Genomic DNA, 17,552 nt, shown 5'->3' on the forward strand with positions numbered 1-17,552 from the left:
CATGCAATTTTTCCTCGCCAACCCCCTGTACTGGCTGCTCGCGGCGGCGCTCATCCCCCTCATCGTCCACCTGCTCGCCCGCTCGCGCCCCAAAGACAGGAAATTCAGCTCCCTGTACTTCCTGCGCGAAGTCATCTCGCGGCAGGTGCGCATCTTCCGCCCGAAAAACAGGCTCCTCCTCCTGCTCCGCACGCTCGCCATGCTCGCGCTGGCGGCGGCCTTCCTCCTGCCCTACATCGGAGGCCACGTCTCCGACCTCTCGCATGTGCGCAACGTCATCATCGTGCTGGACACCTCGGCCTCCATGGGAGCTGCCGACGGGCAGGAACTCCGCATGGCACAGGCGGAACAAACCGTCACCAAAATCGTCAACGAACTCCGGGCTACGGACAAAATCAACCTCATCTCGGCGGGAGCGCGTCCTTCGGCCCTGTTTGAACGCCCCGAACAGGCGCGGCAAATGGTCCTGCGCGAACTGAGCCGACTGCACAGCGCCGGAGAAGAATCCGATGCCGCTGCAGCCGTCCGCCTCGCCGTCGAACAGGCCCGCAGCCTCCCCGAAGGCCAGAGCGCGGAAATCTACGTCGTCTCCGACTTCCAGGCATCCAACTGGGCGGCTCTCGACTACGCCAGCCTCGTCCCCGACAAAATCCCCGTCCGCTGGGTCTCCGTCGCCCAAAGCCCGAAACTGGCGAACACCTACATCTCTGCCATCTCCACCATCCCTGCCAAAGCCCTCCCGGGGCAACCCGTCACCGTCAACGTCACGCTCGGCCAGTGCGGCAAAGCGCCCGTACGCACCACCCTCCACCTCGAAGGCGGTTCCCTGCGCACCTCGCAGGTCTGCGAAATCCCGGCGAACGGCACCACCACGGCATCCTTCAGCATCGATGCCCCCACCAGCGGCAGCGAATGGGTACTCACCGCCTCCACCGATCCGGACGCCTTCCCGGCGGACAATGAACGCCGCACCATCCTTCCGCTGAACGACCGCCTCTCCTGCCAGGCCGTAGCTGCCGATCCGCTTCACCTCGGCACCATGCTCCGCGCCCTGCAGTCCATCCCCTTCCTCGACTGCCAGATCGCCTCCGGCCCCGGCGAACACGCTCCCGACTTCCTGATCTGGAATGCGCCTGCCGCCGAAGACGTAGCCGTCATGGAAGAAAAAGCTCGTGAAGGAGCCGTCGTCCTCGCCATCCCTGATTTCTCCAACGACACCGCCGCCAATGCCGTCATGGGGTACAAGCCCGCCCGCGCCCAGTTGCAAGTCGCCGAAAACGACGAAAAATGGACACTGGAAATTGCCGCCCCGCAAGACCGCGTCTTCCGGCTCTTCCCGGACAACACACTCTCCCCCCTCCTCACGAGCGGCGTCTATCGCCGGCTGAACAACGGATTGCAGCGCGAAGCCCCGCAGCATGCCACCGTCCTCCTCCGCTATGCGGACGGAGTACCGGCCATCGTCCGCCGCCCTGTCGGGCGCGGAGCCGTCATTCTGTGGAACATTCCGGTTCACCCGATGGATACCCGATGGGGATCTTCGCCGCTCTACCTCCCCTTCGTCGCGGAAACGCTGACCGCCTCACGCATGGCCTCGGATGCCGCAGACGACATCCAGCCCGGAGCCGGATACCTCTCCTGCGTCGTACCGCCCAATCTGGGCGCTCGCGACATCATCCTGCAGAACGATCAAGGCGAACTCCTCTCCACCCGCGAAGTCAAGGAAGCACGCCGTGGCATGATCCTGCAAAGCGAAACCCCTGCCGAACCCGGACTCTACACATGGCGGCGCAAGGACGACCCATCCAAAATCCTCGCGACGCAAGCCGTCAACTTCCCTGCGGCGGAATCCGTACTCGAAACCATGGACACCTCCGTACTTCCGCAGGGCATCATCACCCACAAAGAAGAAAACGACCGTCTCGACTCTGCGGAACGCCGCGACCTCTGTCCGTGGTGCATCGCACTCGCACTGCTCTTCCTCGCCGCCGAACTCCTCATCTGCTGCCGTGCATCCGGCAAACCCTCGGACAACCAGCCCACGCCATGAACAGCCACCTCTTCATCTTCGCCTCGTCCATTGCGCTGCTCCTGTCCATATCCGGATGGCTGAACAGCCTCGCCAGCCGCAGCCTCGACCGGCAGGGATACCGCCGAGCCAGAAAAAAACGCCGTCCCGCACGCCTCTCCGGTCGCTCGGACTCCCCCTTCACCTTCACTTCCGATAGCTCTTCCGCCGTATGATCCTCGACCCCGTCCTTCCCCTGCCCCTGCTTGTCCCTCTGATCCTGCTGCTTGCAGCAGCGGCAGGCTGGCTGTGCAGAAAAGCCTGCCGTTCACTGCCCGGCAAGGCACGCTTCGCCTGCATCCTTCTCTATGCGGCAGCCGTCCTTGCCATCGGCGCACTCCTGCTCAATCCGGGCCGCTATGAGAAAAAACTCGTCAGCAACATGCCCGTCTGGCTCATCGCTTCGGACACCTCCGCCTCCATGGCGTCGCCCTCCACTCCGGATGCAGCCTCCCCATCCCGCTCCTCTCTGGCGGCAGGCCTGCTGAAAAAGCTCGCCGCCTACCAGACTCCCGAGCGGGACCTCCGCTGGTTCGGCATCGGCCATACCGCCAGCCGCAAGGATGATGCCGCCGCGCTGGCCGCCGCCAAACCGGATGCCGATGCATCCATGCTCGCCTCATCCATCGACCAGCAGCTCCACGCCCTCCAGAGGCAGGGCCGCACCGTAGCAGGCATCGTCCTCCTCTCCGACGGGCGGGACAGCCGCCCCGACGACGCCCGGCAACTCTCCATCAAGGCAGCAGGCCAGAACACCCCCATCCACACCGTCGCCCTCGGCGGCAACTGGGAAGCGCCCGACATCGCCCTCTCCTCCTCGCGCACCCTCGTACAAGCTTACAAAGGCACACCCATCACCCTCACAGCCTCCGTGCGCAACAGCGGCATGGGCGACCGCCAGCTCGGCATCGTCCTCCTCGATGCCTCCGGAAAACAGGTCGAACGTAAAATCGTCGACGTCGCCAACGGCAAAACGGCCGACGTCGCCTTCTCGCTGGAAAGCCCGGAAAACTCTTCCGACTACACCATCGCCTGCGAACCCGTCGCCGGAGAAACGCGCAAGGACAACAACAGCGCCTCCGTCACCGTCCGCGCCATCACCTCGAAAATCCGCGTCTTCATGGCGGAAGGATCCCCCTACTGGGACAGCAAATTCCTCGCCCAGTTCCTCCGCAAGCAGGAAGCCTTCGAAGTCAAATCCGTCCACCGCCTCAGCCAGGACCGCTTTTACCAGATCAACAGCGGAGACGATACCAGCGAACCCAGCCCCGATGCAGGCATCCCCACCAGCACCGCCGAATTCCTCCGTTACGACATCGTCATCCTCGGTAAAGGCATGGAACACCTCTTCACACCCGAAATCGCCGAAGCCCTGCAATCCTACGTGCGCGACCACGGAGGCCTCCTCATCTTCGCCCGAGGCAAAAGCTACGGCGGCAGCATGCCCGCCATGGAACCGCTGGAACCCTTCGCCTGGCAGCACACCATCGGCGGGGAACACCACCTTACCCCCACGCCGTCAGGAGCATCCGAAGGACTGTTCGGCCACGTCCTGCCCGCACCGAAAGACGCCGTCTGGAAAACCCTGCCCGGCCTCGAAGACGTGTGGGATGTGGACAGCATCTCCCCGGACACCCGCATCCTCGCCACTACGGACGACGGGCAGACGCCCCTCCTCACCATCCGCCGCGTCGGCATGGGAGCCGTCGCCTGCCTGAACGGCGAAGGCCTCTGGAAATGGGACTTCTACCCCGAAGCCCGCAGGGACGGCAACATCTACGCCGACTTCTGGAAACAATTCCTCCCGTGGATTCAAACCGCCGCCGAATTCCGCCCGGGCTTCGACCTCTCCCTCCATGCGGAACGCAACCCCATCGAAACGGGCGACGCATTGCGCTGCACCATGAGCTGGCGCGGCATCGGCACGCCCGGCAATGTCGAACTGCAAATCACCCCCCTCTCCGGCCAATCCAGCCCCCAGACCGTCTCCGCACGCCACGAAGGCGAAAAGAACGGCCTGCACCGCTGGACTGCCTCCCTCGTACCGGACAAACCCGGCGACTACCTGCTTAAAGCCATCCTCCCCGACCAGCCGGAAATCCCCTGTCCTGAAATCCGCATCCGCGTCAACCCCCTTCCCGGCGAACTCGACAACCTCAATGCCGACCGCGAATGGCTGGCCCGCCTGAGCGAAAGCACGGGAGGCACCATGCTCACCCCCGATTCCCCCGCAGCCGCATGGGATGCCGTCTTCGCCATGCCGCAAGACACGCAAAGCGAAGAAGAAGAATACCGCCCCGCCTGGAACCGCTGGTGGGTACTCCTCTCCATCGGTGCGGCCCTCGGCCTCGCCTGGTGGATCCGCCGCCGCCATGGACTCCTGTAACACCATCCCCACTTCCATGAACGAAGAACCGACAGCCCCCGCTCCTGCCCCGAAGCCCCGCTTCGACACCGTCTTCCGCCGCTACTGCCGCCGCCGCCGCTGCGCCGCCTTCTTCGCGGCCATCGTCCGCACGGCAGCCTTCGCCGTCTGCCTCCTGCTCCTGTTCGCCCTGCTGGATTACTCGCTCACCTTCGAGGAAACCGCCCGCCGCACCGGCGGCTACATCTGGCGGGCCCTCGTCGGCCTGTACCTCCTGTACGACTTGCTCCGCGCCTGCTCCTACCCCCGCCGAAAACTCGCGGAAGAACTCGATGCCATGCGGCACGACAGCCGCCGAAGCATCCTCTCCGCCTGGGAACTCGAAACGAACAAAGACGCCGATACATCAAGCCTCGGCCAATGGCTCCGCGAACAGGCCACTCAGCAAACGGCCAGCGACCTGAAAACCTACCTGCGCCGCAGCCATGCCGTACTGAAACGATTCGCCTTCCCCCTGCTCGGCATCCTCCTCCTCGCCGGCTTCTGCACAGGCATCTACACCGCATGGCCCAAGGAAAGCCTCGTCGTACTCAACCGCCTCATGAGGCCCGAACTCGACACCCCGCCGCTCTCGCCCTACACCTTCACCGTCAAACCGGCCGTACTCGAAGTCCATTACGGCGGCGACCTCCTCATCCAGGCGGAAGTCGAAGGCCCTGCACTGGAAGGCACCCTTGAACTATGGGTGCGGCAGCCCGGCCTCGCCATGCAGAAACTGCCAGCCTTCCGCGAAAAAGACAACATGTGGGCGCGCCGCCTTGAAAAAGTCACGCAAGCCTGCGAAATCGCCTTCGCCACGGACAACGGCAAAGCCCGCAGCCACTGGCAACCCGTCCGCATCAACTACCGTCCGCGCATCACGGCGGGCACCGTCACCGTCACGCCTCCCGCCTACACCCGCATGCCGGCTGCCACCAGCGCCCTGAGCGGGCAGGAAATCACCGTACCCGAAGGCGGAGCCGTCACCTACACCATCCAGAGCAACCGCTCCCTCTCGTCCGGCACCGCCGTCTACCGCGCGGAACGCCCGGGAGCAGTCGACGAAACCGTACAGGGCAAAATCGTCCGTGAAAACACCTGCATCTTCACCCTCCCCGTACGCTACTCCGGCAACCTCACCATCGACCTCAAAGATACAGGCGGCGACAACCTCGAGAAACCGCTTGAAAGCAAAATCCGCACCCAGAGCGACCTCCCGCCCGTCGTCAACCTCCGCAAACCGTCCGAAGACTGCTTCGTCGTCATCGGCTACCCGTTCGAACTCGAAGCCGAAGCCTCCGACGACTACGGCCTCGTACGCTTCGACCTGAACAGGAATACCGAAGGAACCCGCCCACGCCCCACCTCCATCCTCGGCACCCCCGGCGACCGCGACATGAAAACCACCCTCGGCATCGACCTCCGGAAACTCGGAGCGCAACCCGGCGACGTCTTCGAACTCGGAGTCGAAGCGCAGGATGCCAACCCGTACCGGCTGAACATCACCACCTCGCCCACCGTCAAAGTCACCGTCATCAGCGAAGAGGAATACGCCGAAATGCTCCGTATGGAAGCCAGCCTCGAAGACTTCAAGGCACGCTACGAAGAACTCCAGAACGAGCTCAACAAAACCATCGAAGCACTGGCTGCAGCCGAAAACATCGAAGATCCTGCCAAACGAGCGGAAGCCCTTGAAAAAATCAAACAACAGCACCAGAAAACCAAGAAACTGGCGGAAACCATCGCCAAGGACTTCCCCATCTTCGACAGCGACAAACAACTCTCCGCTCTCGCCGAACAACTGGCCTCCGAACTGCAGCAGAACATGGACGATGCCGAAAAAACGGACCCCAAATCCGGCATGAAACAATGGAACGAATCCATGAAACAAATGCAGGCCCGGCTCGGTGCCAGTGCGCAAAACCTCAACCAGCAGAAAGAAGATGCCGAAAAGGCCGCCAATGTAGCCGCCATCATGGAACTTCTCTATGAATTCCAGGCCCTCACCGAAGAACAGAAGGAAATGCAAAACCGCTTCCTCGCCTACGTCTCCGAAATGAAACAGGGCCGCCGCGTCACCACCGAACAGCTCGAAGCCCTCGGCGAAGACCAGCAGAACATCCATGATCGGCTCGAAACATGGTCGGAGAAAATTCCGAAAGTCATTGAAAACCTGCCCGACGAAGCGGCTAAATTCAAAGACATCCTGCTCACCTTCCAGGCCAAATACAGTGAGCTGGACATTCCGGAAATCATGGAAGCCGCCATCGACGAAAGCCGCAACCTGCACCATGCACCCGAAGCATACGACTATGCCAGCCAGGCCTACGAAGCCATGAAAAAACTGATCGACGAAACCATGTCCAACGATGGCGAAGGACTGGACCCGTCCGAATGCCTCAGCGGCGCATGCCAATCCGCAGCCCGGCAAATGATGGAAGCCCTGTGCAAACAATGCCAGGGACAGGGCAACGACCCGATGAAAAACGGCCAGGGCAACGGCGCCGGAGCCGGATACGGCGGCAATGGGGCTCGCCCGTCCATGCCGGGATCCCGTTCCATCGTCGGCCCGCCGCGCAGCAAACGCGCCGGAAGCGGTTCGGCGGAAAGCTCCCACTCCGCGCAAGGCGGCCAGGGCAACCGAGGCAACAACCACTCCGGCAACGATCCCGGCAAATCCTCTCCCTCACCATCCGAAGCCGGAGAAAAGGAAATCGACTTCTCCGACTCCAACTGGGAACAGGTGCCGCCCACCTACCGCGACGCCGTCCGCAAATACTTCAAACCCGCCAATCAGTAACCCCTCACCGCGGCTTCGGTCGCAACCGCCAGCAAACCATGAAAACCGTCATCTGCCTCCTCACCCTGCTACTTGCCTGCCTGTGCCCCGCCTCCGCCAAGGAAGGCATCGTCCAGTGCGGCAACCTGATCTACGCAGGCAACAAAACCTCCCGTTGCTTCAGCGATGAATTCCTGTCCACCGTCCAGCAGAAAACAAGCATCAGCACCAGCCGCCGCTTCCGGGCCGTGCGGCTCGACAGCGAAGAACTCTTCCAGTTCCCCTTCGTCGTCATGACGGGCGAAGGCAACTTCACCCTCACATCCAAGGAACGGGAAAACCTCAAGAAATACGTCGCCGGGGGCGGCTTCCTGCTCGCCTCCGCCGGATGCTCCAGCGAAACATGGGACAAATCCTTCCGCAAGGAAATGACCCAAACCTTCGGTGAAATGAAACCCATCCCGATGCAGCACCCCATCTTCTCCACCGTCTTCCCGATAAAAACCCTCTCCGCCGGAAAAAAACCGACCAAAGGCCACCTCGAAGGTATCACGATCAACGACAAACTCGTCGTCGTCTATTCGGCGGACGGCCTCAACGACAGCTCCAACTCCCGCGGCTGCTGCTGCTGCGGAGGCAGCGAACTGGGCAACGCCCTCCAAATCAACGCCAACATTCTGGCATACGCCCTGCTTCGCTAAAGCCGCACGAACCCACACACGCCCGCACCCCACCAGCCATGCGCTTCCTTCTTCCATTCCTCTGCATCCCCTTCGCTCTGGCCGCCGAACTGGCCCTGCCCGACGATGCCTCCCAACTCAGCACGGTTGACCGGCAGGAACTGCTGGCTGCATGGCGCAACAATGCCGCCGCCTGCCCGAGGGAAGCTCTTGTCGCCCAGCTCTCCAGCCCCTCCCTGAAAACGAGGTGCGCCGCCCTCGACCTTCTGGAAGACCTCACCGGAAACGACTTCGGCTTCGATCCGTGGCTGCCGCCCTCCGAAATCCCGGCGGAAACCCGGCAAGCCCTTCAGGACTGGAGCAAAAGCGACGCCGGATTCCTCAACACCTCCCATCCGCCCGATGCGGAACAGATCAACCGGGCCATCGCCATCTTCCTCTCTGCAGACGATGAAATGAGGGAACGCACCTGCCGCCTCCTGCTTCCCCACAAAAACATCCTCATCGGAGCCATCGAGCAAACCCTGAAATCCCGGCCCGACCTCACGCAGGACGACATCAAAGCCCTCCGCCAGATCGAATACCGCATGCAGCTCGATTCGACCCTCGGCCCGAAGGCTGCCGCCACATCGCGGCTCCTCGTCTCGGACAAACGGGGAGACATCATCGAAGGCATCGAATCCCTCCGCAACTCGCCGCAGACGGTTCTACCCGTCCTGAACACGCTCATCGACCACGCCGACCCTATGGTCAGGGAAACGGCGATCGACGTCATGCTCCTCACCGGCAAGGAAAAAGCTCTCGAAGCCCTCATGCCCATGCTTCAGAAGGAAACCGACCCCAACATCCTTCAAATCGCCTTCCGCCGGGTGACCGACTACATGAATGCGGACATGAAAAAACTCCTGCTCCGCCATGCCCTCTCGCCGCAGGAAGATGTCGCCGTCACCGCCCTGAACGTCCTGCGGGAATCGAAGGACATCGACGACGACATGTACTCCAACGTTGACTCGCGCAGTAAAAAAACACGCAAGGAAATCCGATTCTCCGAAGAAGAGATGCACCGGCTGCTCTCCTCTCCCAACTGGCGCATCCGCTCCGCTCTGTTCGAACTCATCACGGCGGACAAACGCAACCGCACCACCCCTAAACTCACGCCGGAAAGCCGCCAGCTCATCTACAAAGGCATGACGGACGACGACGCCACCGTGCGGCAAACCGCCTTTCAGGCCATCGTCGTGGGCAAACTCTTCAGCAACGACCTCGTCCCCCTCTGCGAGGAACTCCTCAAGCGCGACACGGAAATGCTCCCGCAGGTCATCTACCTGTTCATGGCGGTCAATGCCGATATCAGCGAAACCGTTCAGAACATGCTCTCGCGCATGACCGTCGACCAGATTGAAAATCTCCTCGCGCTGGAGGGCGACTATACCACCTACATCCTCGCCTCCGGCAGCGGCAACCGCGCCACGCGCACCGTCGTCGCCGCATTGGAGAAAAGCCCCGATCCCGGAGTCAAGCGCATCCTGCTTCTCCGCAAAAGCAAAGGGCTGATGCTCCGCACGGACGGCTGGGACGCCTTCCTCGCCGGACTGGAAAACCCGGCCTACACCCCGGCGCAGAAAATCGAACTGCTCGAATCCCTCAACTACGTCTCCCTCGCCACCCTCCTCGACGAATCCGCCGCCCCCACGGAAAGCAGCAGCATCTACATCAGCTCGGGCACACCACCTCCCGCCTCTTCCGCCCGGAAACAGCAATTCGCCCCCTACATGGAACGCCTCCTCGGCATCCTGCGCAACATGCGCGACAAGGACGCATCGGACGACCTCCGCCACAGCGCCCTGATAGCCCTGTGCAGCCTTCGGGACAAAGAAAGCCGGGACACCCTCATCCGGACATTCCCGCAAATGAGCGCGAGCCGGAAACTCTCCATTCTGGAAACGAACGACAATGTCAGGCTCGACCTCCCCGCCGAGCTGTTCACGCAGGCATTCGCCACCGGCAACGAACAAATCCGCAAAGCCGTTTACAGCAACCTGCGGTACAAGCGCAGCAGCGACACGCTGGACAAATACCTCACACCGGAAATGTGCGATGCCGCCATGTGGCATGACAGCATCCTCTGGGACTGGGGCAGCGCCTGCCGCTATTCCAGCGCGAACGAACGGCGGTTCTTCCGCTCGTTCCTGCTTGCGGCAGTAGCCAGCGACAAAGTGCCGATGCCGCTCCGCGAAGAAATCGCCTTCTACTGCTGCCTCGATGAAACAACGCGCAAAAAGCCGGAGGTACAGAACTTCATCTCATCATGCACATCCGCCCGCAAGCCGTATCTGCAATTCATCGACGACGCACCCAAAAAACGGGGCGACATCCTCCCGTGGGCCGTCAAATGGTCAAAATCCCCCGAACCGCTCATCCGCTTCACCGTCGCCAGCTGCCTGCAATCCCTCTACGACTGGAAATTCGTCCTGCCGATCTCGACCAACAAAAAACCGTTGTTCACGGAACCGGCCATCCTGCGCCGCAAGCTCTCCACCTCCTCCAGCCGCACGGCCCGCGCCCCCGAAGAACTGGTCTCTCTCATACGTGACATGCAGAAGGATACCGACGGCCGTGTCGCAGCAGCGGCGGCCATCTCCCTACTCGGCATCACAGGCGACTGCGACGCCCGACTGCTCAAAAACCAGTTGGAAAAAATAAACGGCATTCAGGAAAAACGCCACCTCGATGAAGACGACGACTCCATGACGCTGGAAGAAACGCTGGCCACCATGCTCCAGTCCCAATTCACCCGCATCACCTCCACGCGCAACGCTTCATCCTCCGACTCTTCCTACTTCTACAGCTCCGAACAGGTATTCACTCCCCTGCAAGGAAAACTCACCGATTGTGAGAAAGACCTCTTCTCCTTTGCCGCCATCCTGAATCCCGACTATGTCAAACTCAAGTTGGAAAACGGCGAAAAACTTGACATCGCCGGAAACGGAGAAACCGCCGTCAGCTTCACGGCCCTCACCTCCCCGGCCGGCAAGGAAACCGCAGACGGAAAGACTCCCGAAGATGCGGCGGAAAACACGCCAACGCCCGATATTCCTGTTTCCGCCGCCAACGAAACCGACGAACACGACGCGAGCGATACTCCCACCGGAGACATCGACACGCAAAAAGCCATCGCCATCGTCTTCTTTGAAAAACCGGGATGTGACGAATGCGCCCGAACAGAATCCGAACTCCGCGACCTCGCCGTCACCTTCCCGAACATCAAAATCGAAAAAATCGTCATCACCACCCAGAACGGGCTCGAACGCAACGCCGCTCTCTGCCGCCGCTTCAACGTACCCGGCAAGGAACGCAGCATCGCTCCTGCCGTCTTCACGCCGAACGGATACCTGACAAAAGCCGACCTCAACCGCGACAGCCTCCGCCGCCTCATCGAACAGGAAGCACGCCGCAAGACGAACACCGCCGCAGACAACGGCGAAACGGCAAACAGGCTGGCGGACGTCACGCAGGAAGAACGGCAGCAGGCACAGGCCGACATCCGCAGCACCTACGAAGACATGACGCTCGGCATCGTCCTCCTCGGCGGCCTGATCGACGGCATCAACCCCTGCGCCTTCGCCACACTCATCTTCTTCCTGAGCTACCTTCGCATCGCCCGGCGTTCGCCCAAGGAACTCCTGTGGACGGGTGCGGCCTTCATCCTCGCCGTCTATCTCACCTACTTCTCGATCGGCCTCGCCTTCAACGAACTCATCGGCGTCATCCAGGGAGCCCACGTCTGGAAAAACGTACTCGACTGGACCTTCGCCGCCCTCGCCCTGCTCGCCGCCCTACTCTCCTTCCGTGATGCGTGGCTGGCCCGCAGGGGCCGCATGCAAGACATGTCGCTCAAACTACCCAAATTCCTGCGTGACCGCATCCACTCCGTCGCCCGCACACAGGCCAAAGCCAGCCGGTACATCCTTGCCGCCTTCATCGCAGGCATCATCATCTCCGTGCTGGAACTCGCCTGCACCGGGCAGGTCTATGCGCCCATCATCTACCAGATCCGGGCCGGGCATGAATCGGCCATCGCCATGCTGGCCCTTTACAACTTCGCCTTCATCGCCCCGCTTCTGCTCATCTTCTACCTGAGCTACAAAGGCATGAGCACGCAAAGCCTCATCCGCTTCCAGGAAAGACACAGCTTCATGGTGAAGCTCCTCCTCGGCATCCTCTTCCTCGTGCTGGCTGCCGTCATCCTCCTCACCTCGCTGTCATAACGCTTCGCATGCCCGGCAGAACAAGCTGCCGGGTACCGGGCCATCCCTGTCGGATGGCCCGCTTCATCGTCTCCACGAGAACGAAAAAAGAGCGAATTCAGTCGGATAAACGTTCCTATGGTGCCACGGCTCATTCGGCAAGTAAGGCGCAATTCCGGCGTGACAAGGCAATGATTTCTGCTAGAATCTCCTGCGACATCTATGACGCACCGTGGACTTTATACAGCGCTGGTAACACCTTTCCGCAACAACAAAGTCGATGTGGATGCCTACAAGCAGCTCATCGAACGCCAAATCGCCGCCGGTGTGGACGGCATCGTCCCCGTCGGAACCACCGGGGAATCTCCCACCCTCACCCATGAGGAACACCTCGACGTCATCCGCTACGCCGTCGAAACCGCTGCCGGCCGCTGCCAGGTCATCGCCGGTACAGGATCGAACTCCACCCGCGAAGCCATCAACATGACGCAGGAAGCGGAACGCGCCGGAGCCGACGGCACCCTTCAGGTGGCACCCTACTACAACCGCCCCTCGCAGGAAGGCATCTACCTCCACTTCAAGGCCATTGCCGAACAGACCGCCCTGCCCATCATGCTGTACAGCATCCCCGGCCGCTGCGGCGTCGAAATCGCCGTCGAAACCGCCGCCGCCCTCGCCAAAGACTGCGGCAACATCATCTCCATCAAGGAAGCCGGCGGCAGCGTCGACCGCGTCAACCAGCTCCTGCAGGCCCTCCCCGAAAGCTGCTCCATCCTCAGCGGAGACGACGGGCTGGCCGTCCCCTTCATCTCCTGCGGCGCACGGGGCCTCGTCTCCGTCACCTCGAACCTCGCTCCCGCAGCCATGAAGGAACTTGTGGACGCCGCCCTCTCCGGCGACGGCAAACTCGCGCTGGAACTCCAGAAAAAATACTATCCGCTCATGAAAGGCCTCATGAGCCTCGACACCAACCCGGTGCCGATCAAGGCCGCCCTTGCCGCCTGCGGCCTCATGACCGACGAAATCCATCTTCCTCTCGTTCCTCTTGCGGAAACAAAAATCCCCGCTCTGAAAGAACTCCTCACCCGCTTCGGCCTGCTGTAACGCACCTCCCGCCATGAACATCCTCATCACAGGCATCACAGGCCGCATGGGCCGCGCCGTCCTCGAAGCCGTCGAAGCCAATCCGGCTTCCACCGTAGGCGGCACGCACAACGTCGGAGAAGACATCGCCGCCGCCATGCAGCCCTGCGACGCCGTCATCGACTTCTCCTTCCACGGCTTCACCACCGAACTCCTTGCCGAAGCCGTCCGCCAGAACAAACCCGTCGTCATCGGCACCACCGGACACACGGACGAAGAACGCGCCGCCATCGCGGAAGCCGCCAAAAGCATCCCCGTCGTCTTCGCCGCCAACTTCTCCGTCGGTGTCAACACCCTCTTCTGGCTCTCCCGGCAGGCCTCCCGCATCCTCAAGGACGGCTACGACGTCGAAATCATCGAAATGCACCATCACCACAAGCTCGATGCACCGTCCGGCACGGCCCGCCGTCTGGCGGAAGTCATCTGCGAAGAGATGGACATGGACTACAAGCAAAACGTCGTGCATGGCCGCGAAGGCCTCGTCGGAGTACGCCCGAAAAAGGAAATCGGCATGCACAGCATGCGGGGCGGCGACGTCGTCGGCGACCACACCGCCATCTTCGCCACGGATGGAGAACGCATCGAACTCACCCACAAGGCATCCAGCCGCATGAGCTTCGCATCCGGCTCCGTCCGCGCGGCTCTCTGGCTTGCGGACAAACCCGCAGGCCTCTACGACATGGAAGACGTACTGGGCTTCTCCAAGGATTGAACCATCTCTGCACAGACGAGGCACAGGCTTTCCGCCTGTGCCTCTCTTTCTTTCCGCCATCCTTCCGAACATGCCCACGTCCACACGTCCCTGCGGCATCGCGCTCGGCTCCAACCTCGGCGACCGGGCCGCATCCCTCACCCGCGCCAGCGACCTCCTGCAGGCACAATTCGGCGCTATCCGGCAATCTGGCCTCTACGCCACCGAACCGCAAAACTGCCCTCCCGGTTCCCCGGACTACATCAACGCCGTCGTCGAACTCGACTGCGGACTCGAACCGGAAGCTCTCCTGCAGGCCACACAAACCATCGAACGCGAACTGGGACGCACGCGCACCGGGATTTACGGCGAACCGCGCACCGTCGATCTGGACATCCTCTACATGGGTAGCCTCACGCACCATTCTCCCTCCCTCACCCTGCCCCATCCCCGCCTCCACCTGCGCCGCTTCGTCCTGCTCCCTCTGGCGGACATACGCCCCGGCCTCATCCTTCCCGGCCAGTCCATGACCGTCCGGGAACTCCTCGACCACCTTCCTTCCGGCGAACCGGAACCCGAACTCATCGCGACACACTGGTAATCATGAACACACCTCTCGCACAGGCCGCAGCCATCCGCTCCCGCAAAGGAGGCAAGCCCATCGCCATGCTGACGGCCTACGACTATCCCACCGCGCGCACGCTCGACGAAGCGGGTGTGGACATCCTCCTCGTAGGCGACTCGCTGGGAATGGTCGTCCTCGGATATCCGGACACCACCCACGTCACCCTCGCGCACATGCTCCACCATGGCGAAGCCGTCGCCCGCGCCGCCAAACGCGCACTCGTCGTCGTCGACCTCCCCATCAACACCTACGACACTCCCGAACAGGCGCTCGACACCGCACGAAAACTCGTCGCTGCAGGCGCAGGAGCCGTCAAACTCGAAGGAGGGTGCGACAAGGAAGCCCACATCGCCGCCATCACTGCCGCAGGCATCCCCGTCATGGGCCACATCGGCCTCCTCCCCCAGAACGTTCTCAAGGAAGGCGGCTACAAAATGAAAGGCAAAACCGATGCGGAAATCGCCCAGCTCCATGCCGATGCCCAGGCCGTCGCCCACGCGGGAGCCTTCAGCACCGTCATCGAATGCACCAGGGCGGACACAGCCCGCAGCATCACCGAAGCATGCCCCATCCCCACCATCGGCATCGGTTCGGGCAAAAACTGCTGCGACGGCGAAGTCGCCGTCATCTCCGACCTCGTCGGCGCCTTCCCGTGGTTCGTCCCCGCCTTCGTGCAACCCCGCGCCCACATCGCGGAATCCATCACCGAAGCTGCACAGGCATGGATGCGCGACGTGCAGGGAGAATAACTCGCCACCGCCACGGCTTTCCCCGCCATCGTCGGCACGGAACGCACTCCGGGCTTGCACTCGCCTAGCCGCGCCAGTACATTGGCAGCTCATACATCCTTTCACCGTGAACGTATTCTCCACATGTTGGCACAGCCGCCGCCACCACGACGGCGAAGCCATGATCGACGAAATCCTCGAACTCGGCTTCGAGGCTGTCGAACTCTCCCACGGCCTCCAGCTGACGCTCCTGCCCGGCATCAAAAAAGCGGTGGAAGACAAACGCGCGCGCATCGAAGGCGTTCACAACTTCTTTCCCGCCCCCATCGAATCCCTCGGCGACTCGCCGGACATGTACCAGTTCACCTCCTACAAGGAACCGGAACGCAAGCGCGCCCTCGAACTCACCTTCCAGACCATGGAACATGCGGCCGAACTGGGGGCATCCTACGTCGTCCTGCACATGGGCAGCGTCCCCTTCTTCAAAGCCAACGAATGCACGCGAGAACTGGAACGCATGGCACGCAACGGCCTCATCGGCACCCGGGAATACGCCCTGAGAAAAGGCGAAATCGTCCGCCGGCGCATGGAACTGGGTCCGCGCTACTGCGAACGTGCCCGCGATACACTCGCCGCACTTGCAGACAAGGCCGCCGAATGGAACCTCAAGCTCGGCATCGAAGGCCGCAGCCATCTTGAACAGGTGCCCGACGAGCCCGAAATGCTCCAACTTATGCAGGAATTCGCCGATCATCCGCATATCGGATACTGGCACGACTTCGGCCACATCCAACGCAAGCACAACCTACTCCTGCTCAATCACGAAGAATTCCTCCAATCCATGCAACCCTATCTGATCGGTTCGCATGTCAACGACGTCCGCTGGCCTTCACGCGACCACCGCGCACCTTTCAAGGGAGGCGATGTGGACTTCGCCGCGTTGTTGCGCTACTTCAAGCCGGAAATGCCCTTAAGCTGGGAACTCTCCTCCTCCATGACGGTGGACGACATCCGCACCGCCAGGCAAAAATGGGATGCATGCCTTCCCTGGTAAGGCACAGATAGCCTCCTCCCTGAAGGCATCCGCATGACACTCACTCGGGTTTGCCGTAGGTCACAAATGCCTTGCGCAACGTCTCCGAACCGAAAAATTCCTTATCGCTGATCTGTTTCATATGAGCAATATAGGTATGCAGATACTTGGAAACCGTATTGAGATAGAGACCGTCCAGCCTCTTCTGCTCTTCCGGAGGCAGCACGGCAAGCTTCTTCGAAGCTTTCTTGATCTCATCCATCTGTTCCGCCAGTTTCAGCATCTCCGGAGCAGCCGCATCGGCAGACTCCTTGTCTTTCACCGTGGAAAGGAGGTCGTTCAACCCCTTGAGAACGGCAACCAACTGTTTGACATTGGTTTCCGCCAGCTGCACGGCAGACGGCTCGGCAGCCTCCTGGGCAAGCACGATCCCGGACAAGGGCAAACCGAGCAACAACATGGATGTCGTATACATACGTGCGCAGTGTACTGAGCAAGCTGCGCGCCGTCAATACCAAAGACACGTTTTTTCAACAAAAGACGCACTCTGCAGACATGGAGTGCAGCGCAACGTCAACCCATCGAAGGAAAGATACCTTTCAGATCCTCCATAAAGGTTTCCACAGCCTCTTTCAACGCTACGGAACCGTAATAATCCGCCTGCCGCAGCAAAGCCAGTTTCCGGGCGCTGCTCTCGGACAATGCTTTCAATTCTCCATCGTATTTGGCGCAAATGCGCTCCGTTTCCTCGGAGGAAACATCCTCCATCTCATCCAGAGATACCAGCACCTTGTGCAACTTCCGGCATGCAACCAGAAATGCCGGCACGGCAGATTCCGCTGTCGCCTTGTCCTTCACCTGAGCCAGGCAGGCATCGATCTCCCTCAACACAGTCGCCGTTTGCACGATGGCCGCTTCCGCAGGAGGCAAAGCTTCATCAGCCGCTTTCCCGGATACGGAAGCGGAAGCTCCGGCAGCCGAAGCTGAAGAAACTCCACCCAAGGCAAGCGACGCAATCCCGGCAAACAGAACACATGTGACGGTCATCCCCTTCATCCTAGAAAAAACACAGAAGAAGATCAAGCCGCAATCGCACCAGCTATCCTCTTCTGCACGACATCGCGATGAAGGGCAGATCCATACGCAAAACAGGC

General features: G+C 61.4%; 13 protein-coding genes. 11 read left to right on the forward strand and 2 right to left on the reverse strand.

Features of this window, described 5'->3' with window-relative positions; translation table 11 throughout:
* Position 1: 1 nt before the first annotated feature.
* From PYTT_RS00595 to PYTT_RS00645, 11 genes are all read left to right on the forward strand, one after another.
* Entirely contained in the window at positions 2-2,050 is a 2,049-nt protein-coding gene (locus PYTT_RS00595; protein WP_067772202.1) for a VWA domain-containing protein, read from the forward strand.
* Positions 2,047-2,244 carry a hypothetical protein gene (locus tag PYTT_RS00600; RefSeq protein WP_067772204.1) on the forward strand — a complete coding sequence of 66 codons (198 nt, stop codon included), beginning with the start codon at positions 2,047-2,049 and terminating at the stop codon, positions 2,242-2,244. The genes PYTT_RS00595 and PYTT_RS00600 overlap by 4 nt, the downstream gene beginning before the upstream one ends.
* Positions 2,241-4,454, forward strand: coding sequence for a hypothetical protein (locus PYTT_RS00605; protein ID WP_067772207.1), 2,214 nt, complete (start codon positions 2,241-2,243; stop codon positions 4,452-4,454). Before PYTT_RS00600 ends, PYTT_RS00605 begins: the two co-directional genes overlap by 4 nt.
* Positions 4,441-7,272, forward strand: a complete 2,832-nt coding sequence (locus PYTT_RS13530) for a hypothetical protein (protein ID WP_071133173.1) — start codon at positions 4,441-4,443, stop codon at positions 7,270-7,272. Before PYTT_RS00605 ends, PYTT_RS13530 begins: the two co-directional genes overlap by 14 nt.
* Before the next feature lie 38 nt (positions 7,273-7,310).
* On the forward strand, positions 7,311-7,952 hold the full coding sequence (locus PYTT_RS13535; RefSeq protein WP_067772213.1) for a DUF4159 domain-containing protein: 642 nt from the start codon (positions 7,311-7,313) through the stop codon (positions 7,950-7,952).
* A 38-nt stretch (positions 7,953-7,990) separates the two neighbouring features.
* Positions 7,991-12,199 carry a HEAT repeat domain-containing protein gene (locus PYTT_RS00620; protein ID WP_067772215.1) on the forward strand — a complete coding sequence of 1,403 codons (4,209 nt, stop codon included), beginning with the start codon at positions 7,991-7,993 and terminating at the stop codon, positions 12,197-12,199.
* 201 nt (positions 12,200-12,400) lie between these two features.
* A complete protein-coding gene (gene dapA / locus PYTT_RS00625; RefSeq protein ID WP_067772218.1) occupies positions 12,401-13,282 on the forward strand; it encodes a 4-hydroxy-tetrahydrodipicolinate synthase in 882 nt (293 codons plus the stop codon).
* 13 nt (positions 13,283-13,295) lie between these two features.
* Positions 13,296-14,033: a 4-hydroxy-tetrahydrodipicolinate reductase gene (dapB, locus tag PYTT_RS00630; RefSeq protein ID WP_067772221.1), complete on the forward strand. Its 738-nt coding sequence runs from the start codon at positions 13,296-13,298 to the stop codon at positions 14,031-14,033.
* Positions 14,034-14,103: 70 nt separating this feature from the next.
* Complete coding sequence (gene folK / locus PYTT_RS00635) at positions 14,104-14,613, forward strand: 2-amino-4-hydroxy-6-hydroxymethyldihydropteridine diphosphokinase (RefSeq protein ID WP_067772816.1); 510 nt, start codon at positions 14,104-14,106, stop codon at positions 14,611-14,613.
* Between the two features lie 2 nt (positions 14,614-14,615).
* The gene (gene panB / locus PYTT_RS00640) at positions 14,616-15,386 is read left to right on the forward strand and encodes a 3-methyl-2-oxobutanoate hydroxymethyltransferase (protein ID WP_067772224.1); all 771 of its coding nucleotides are present in this window, start codon (positions 14,616-14,618) and stop codon (positions 15,384-15,386) included.
* A 106-nt stretch (positions 15,387-15,492) separates the two neighbouring features.
* Positions 15,493-16,419: a sugar phosphate isomerase/epimerase family protein gene (locus tag PYTT_RS00645; protein ID WP_083076358.1), complete on the forward strand. Its 927-nt coding sequence runs from the start codon at positions 15,493-15,495 to the stop codon at positions 16,417-16,419.
* Positions 16,420-16,459: 40 nt separating this feature from the next.
* On the opposite strand, the gene PYTT_RS00650 is transcribed toward PYTT_RS00645, so the two are convergent.
* Both PYTT_RS00650 and PYTT_RS00655 read right to left on the reverse strand, forming a co-directional pair.
* Positions 16,460-16,873 carry a glutamyl-tRNA reductase gene (locus tag PYTT_RS00650; RefSeq protein WP_067772227.1) on the reverse strand — a complete coding sequence of 138 codons (414 nt, stop codon included), beginning with the start codon at positions 16,871-16,873 and terminating at the stop codon, positions 16,460-16,462.
* A gap of 98 nt (positions 16,874-16,971) precedes the next feature.
* A complete protein-coding gene (locus PYTT_RS00655) occupies positions 16,972-17,445 on the reverse strand; it encodes a hypothetical protein (RefSeq protein WP_067772230.1) in 474 nt (157 codons plus the stop codon).
* Positions 17,446-17,552: the final 107 nt, after the last annotated feature.

It is taken from the genome of Neoakkermansia glycaniphila (assembly GCF_900097105.1).
Taxonomy (GTDB): domain Bacteria; phylum Verrucomicrobiota; class Verrucomicrobiia; order Verrucomicrobiales; family Akkermansiaceae; genus Akkermansia; species Akkermansia glycaniphila.

What these genes read in the sequence shown, in the direction of transcription:
- panB (WP_067772224.1), top strand. Translation starts at nt 14,616, where the DNA reads ATGAACACACCTCTCGCACAGGCCGCAGCCATCCGCTCCCGCAAAGGA.
- dapA (WP_067772218.1), top strand. Translation starts at nt 12,401, where the DNA reads ATGACGCACCGTGGACTTTATACAGCGCTGGTAACACCTTTCCGCAAC.
- PYTT_RS00655 (WP_067772230.1), bottom strand. Translation starts at nt 17,445, where the DNA reads ATGACCGTCACATGTGTTCTGTTTGCCGGGATTGCGTCGCTTGCCTTG.
- folK (WP_067772816.1), top strand. Translation starts at nt 14,104, where the DNA reads ATGCCCACGTCCACACGTCCCTGCGGCATCGCGCTCGGCTCCAACCTC.
- PYTT_RS13530 (WP_071133173.1), top strand. Translation starts at nt 4,441, where the DNA reads ATGGACTCCTGTAACACCATCCCCACTTCCATGAACGAAGAACCGACA.
- PYTT_RS00600 (WP_067772204.1), top strand. Translation starts at nt 2,047, where the DNA reads ATGAACAGCCACCTCTTCATCTTCGCCTCGTCCATTGCGCTGCTCCTG.
- dapB (WP_067772221.1), top strand. Translation starts at nt 13,296, where the DNA reads ATGAACATCCTCATCACAGGCATCACAGGCCGCATGGGCCGCGCCGTC.
- PYTT_RS00605 (WP_067772207.1), top strand. Translation starts at nt 2,241, where the DNA reads ATGATCCTCGACCCCGTCCTTCCCCTGCCCCTGCTTGTCCCTCTGATC.
- PYTT_RS00620 (WP_067772215.1), top strand. Translation starts at nt 7,991, where the DNA reads ATGCGCTTCCTTCTTCCATTCCTCTGCATCCCCTTCGCTCTGGCCGCC.
- PYTT_RS00650 (WP_067772227.1), bottom strand. Translation starts at nt 16,873, where the DNA reads ATGTATACGACATCCATGTTGTTGCTCGGTTTGCCCTTGTCCGGGATC.
- PYTT_RS13535 (WP_067772213.1), top strand. Translation starts at nt 7,311, where the DNA reads ATGAAAACCGTCATCTGCCTCCTCACCCTGCTACTTGCCTGCCTGTGC.
- PYTT_RS00595 (WP_067772202.1), top strand. Translation starts at nt 2, where the DNA reads ATGCAATTTTTCCTCGCCAACCCCCTGTACTGGCTGCTCGCGGCGGCG.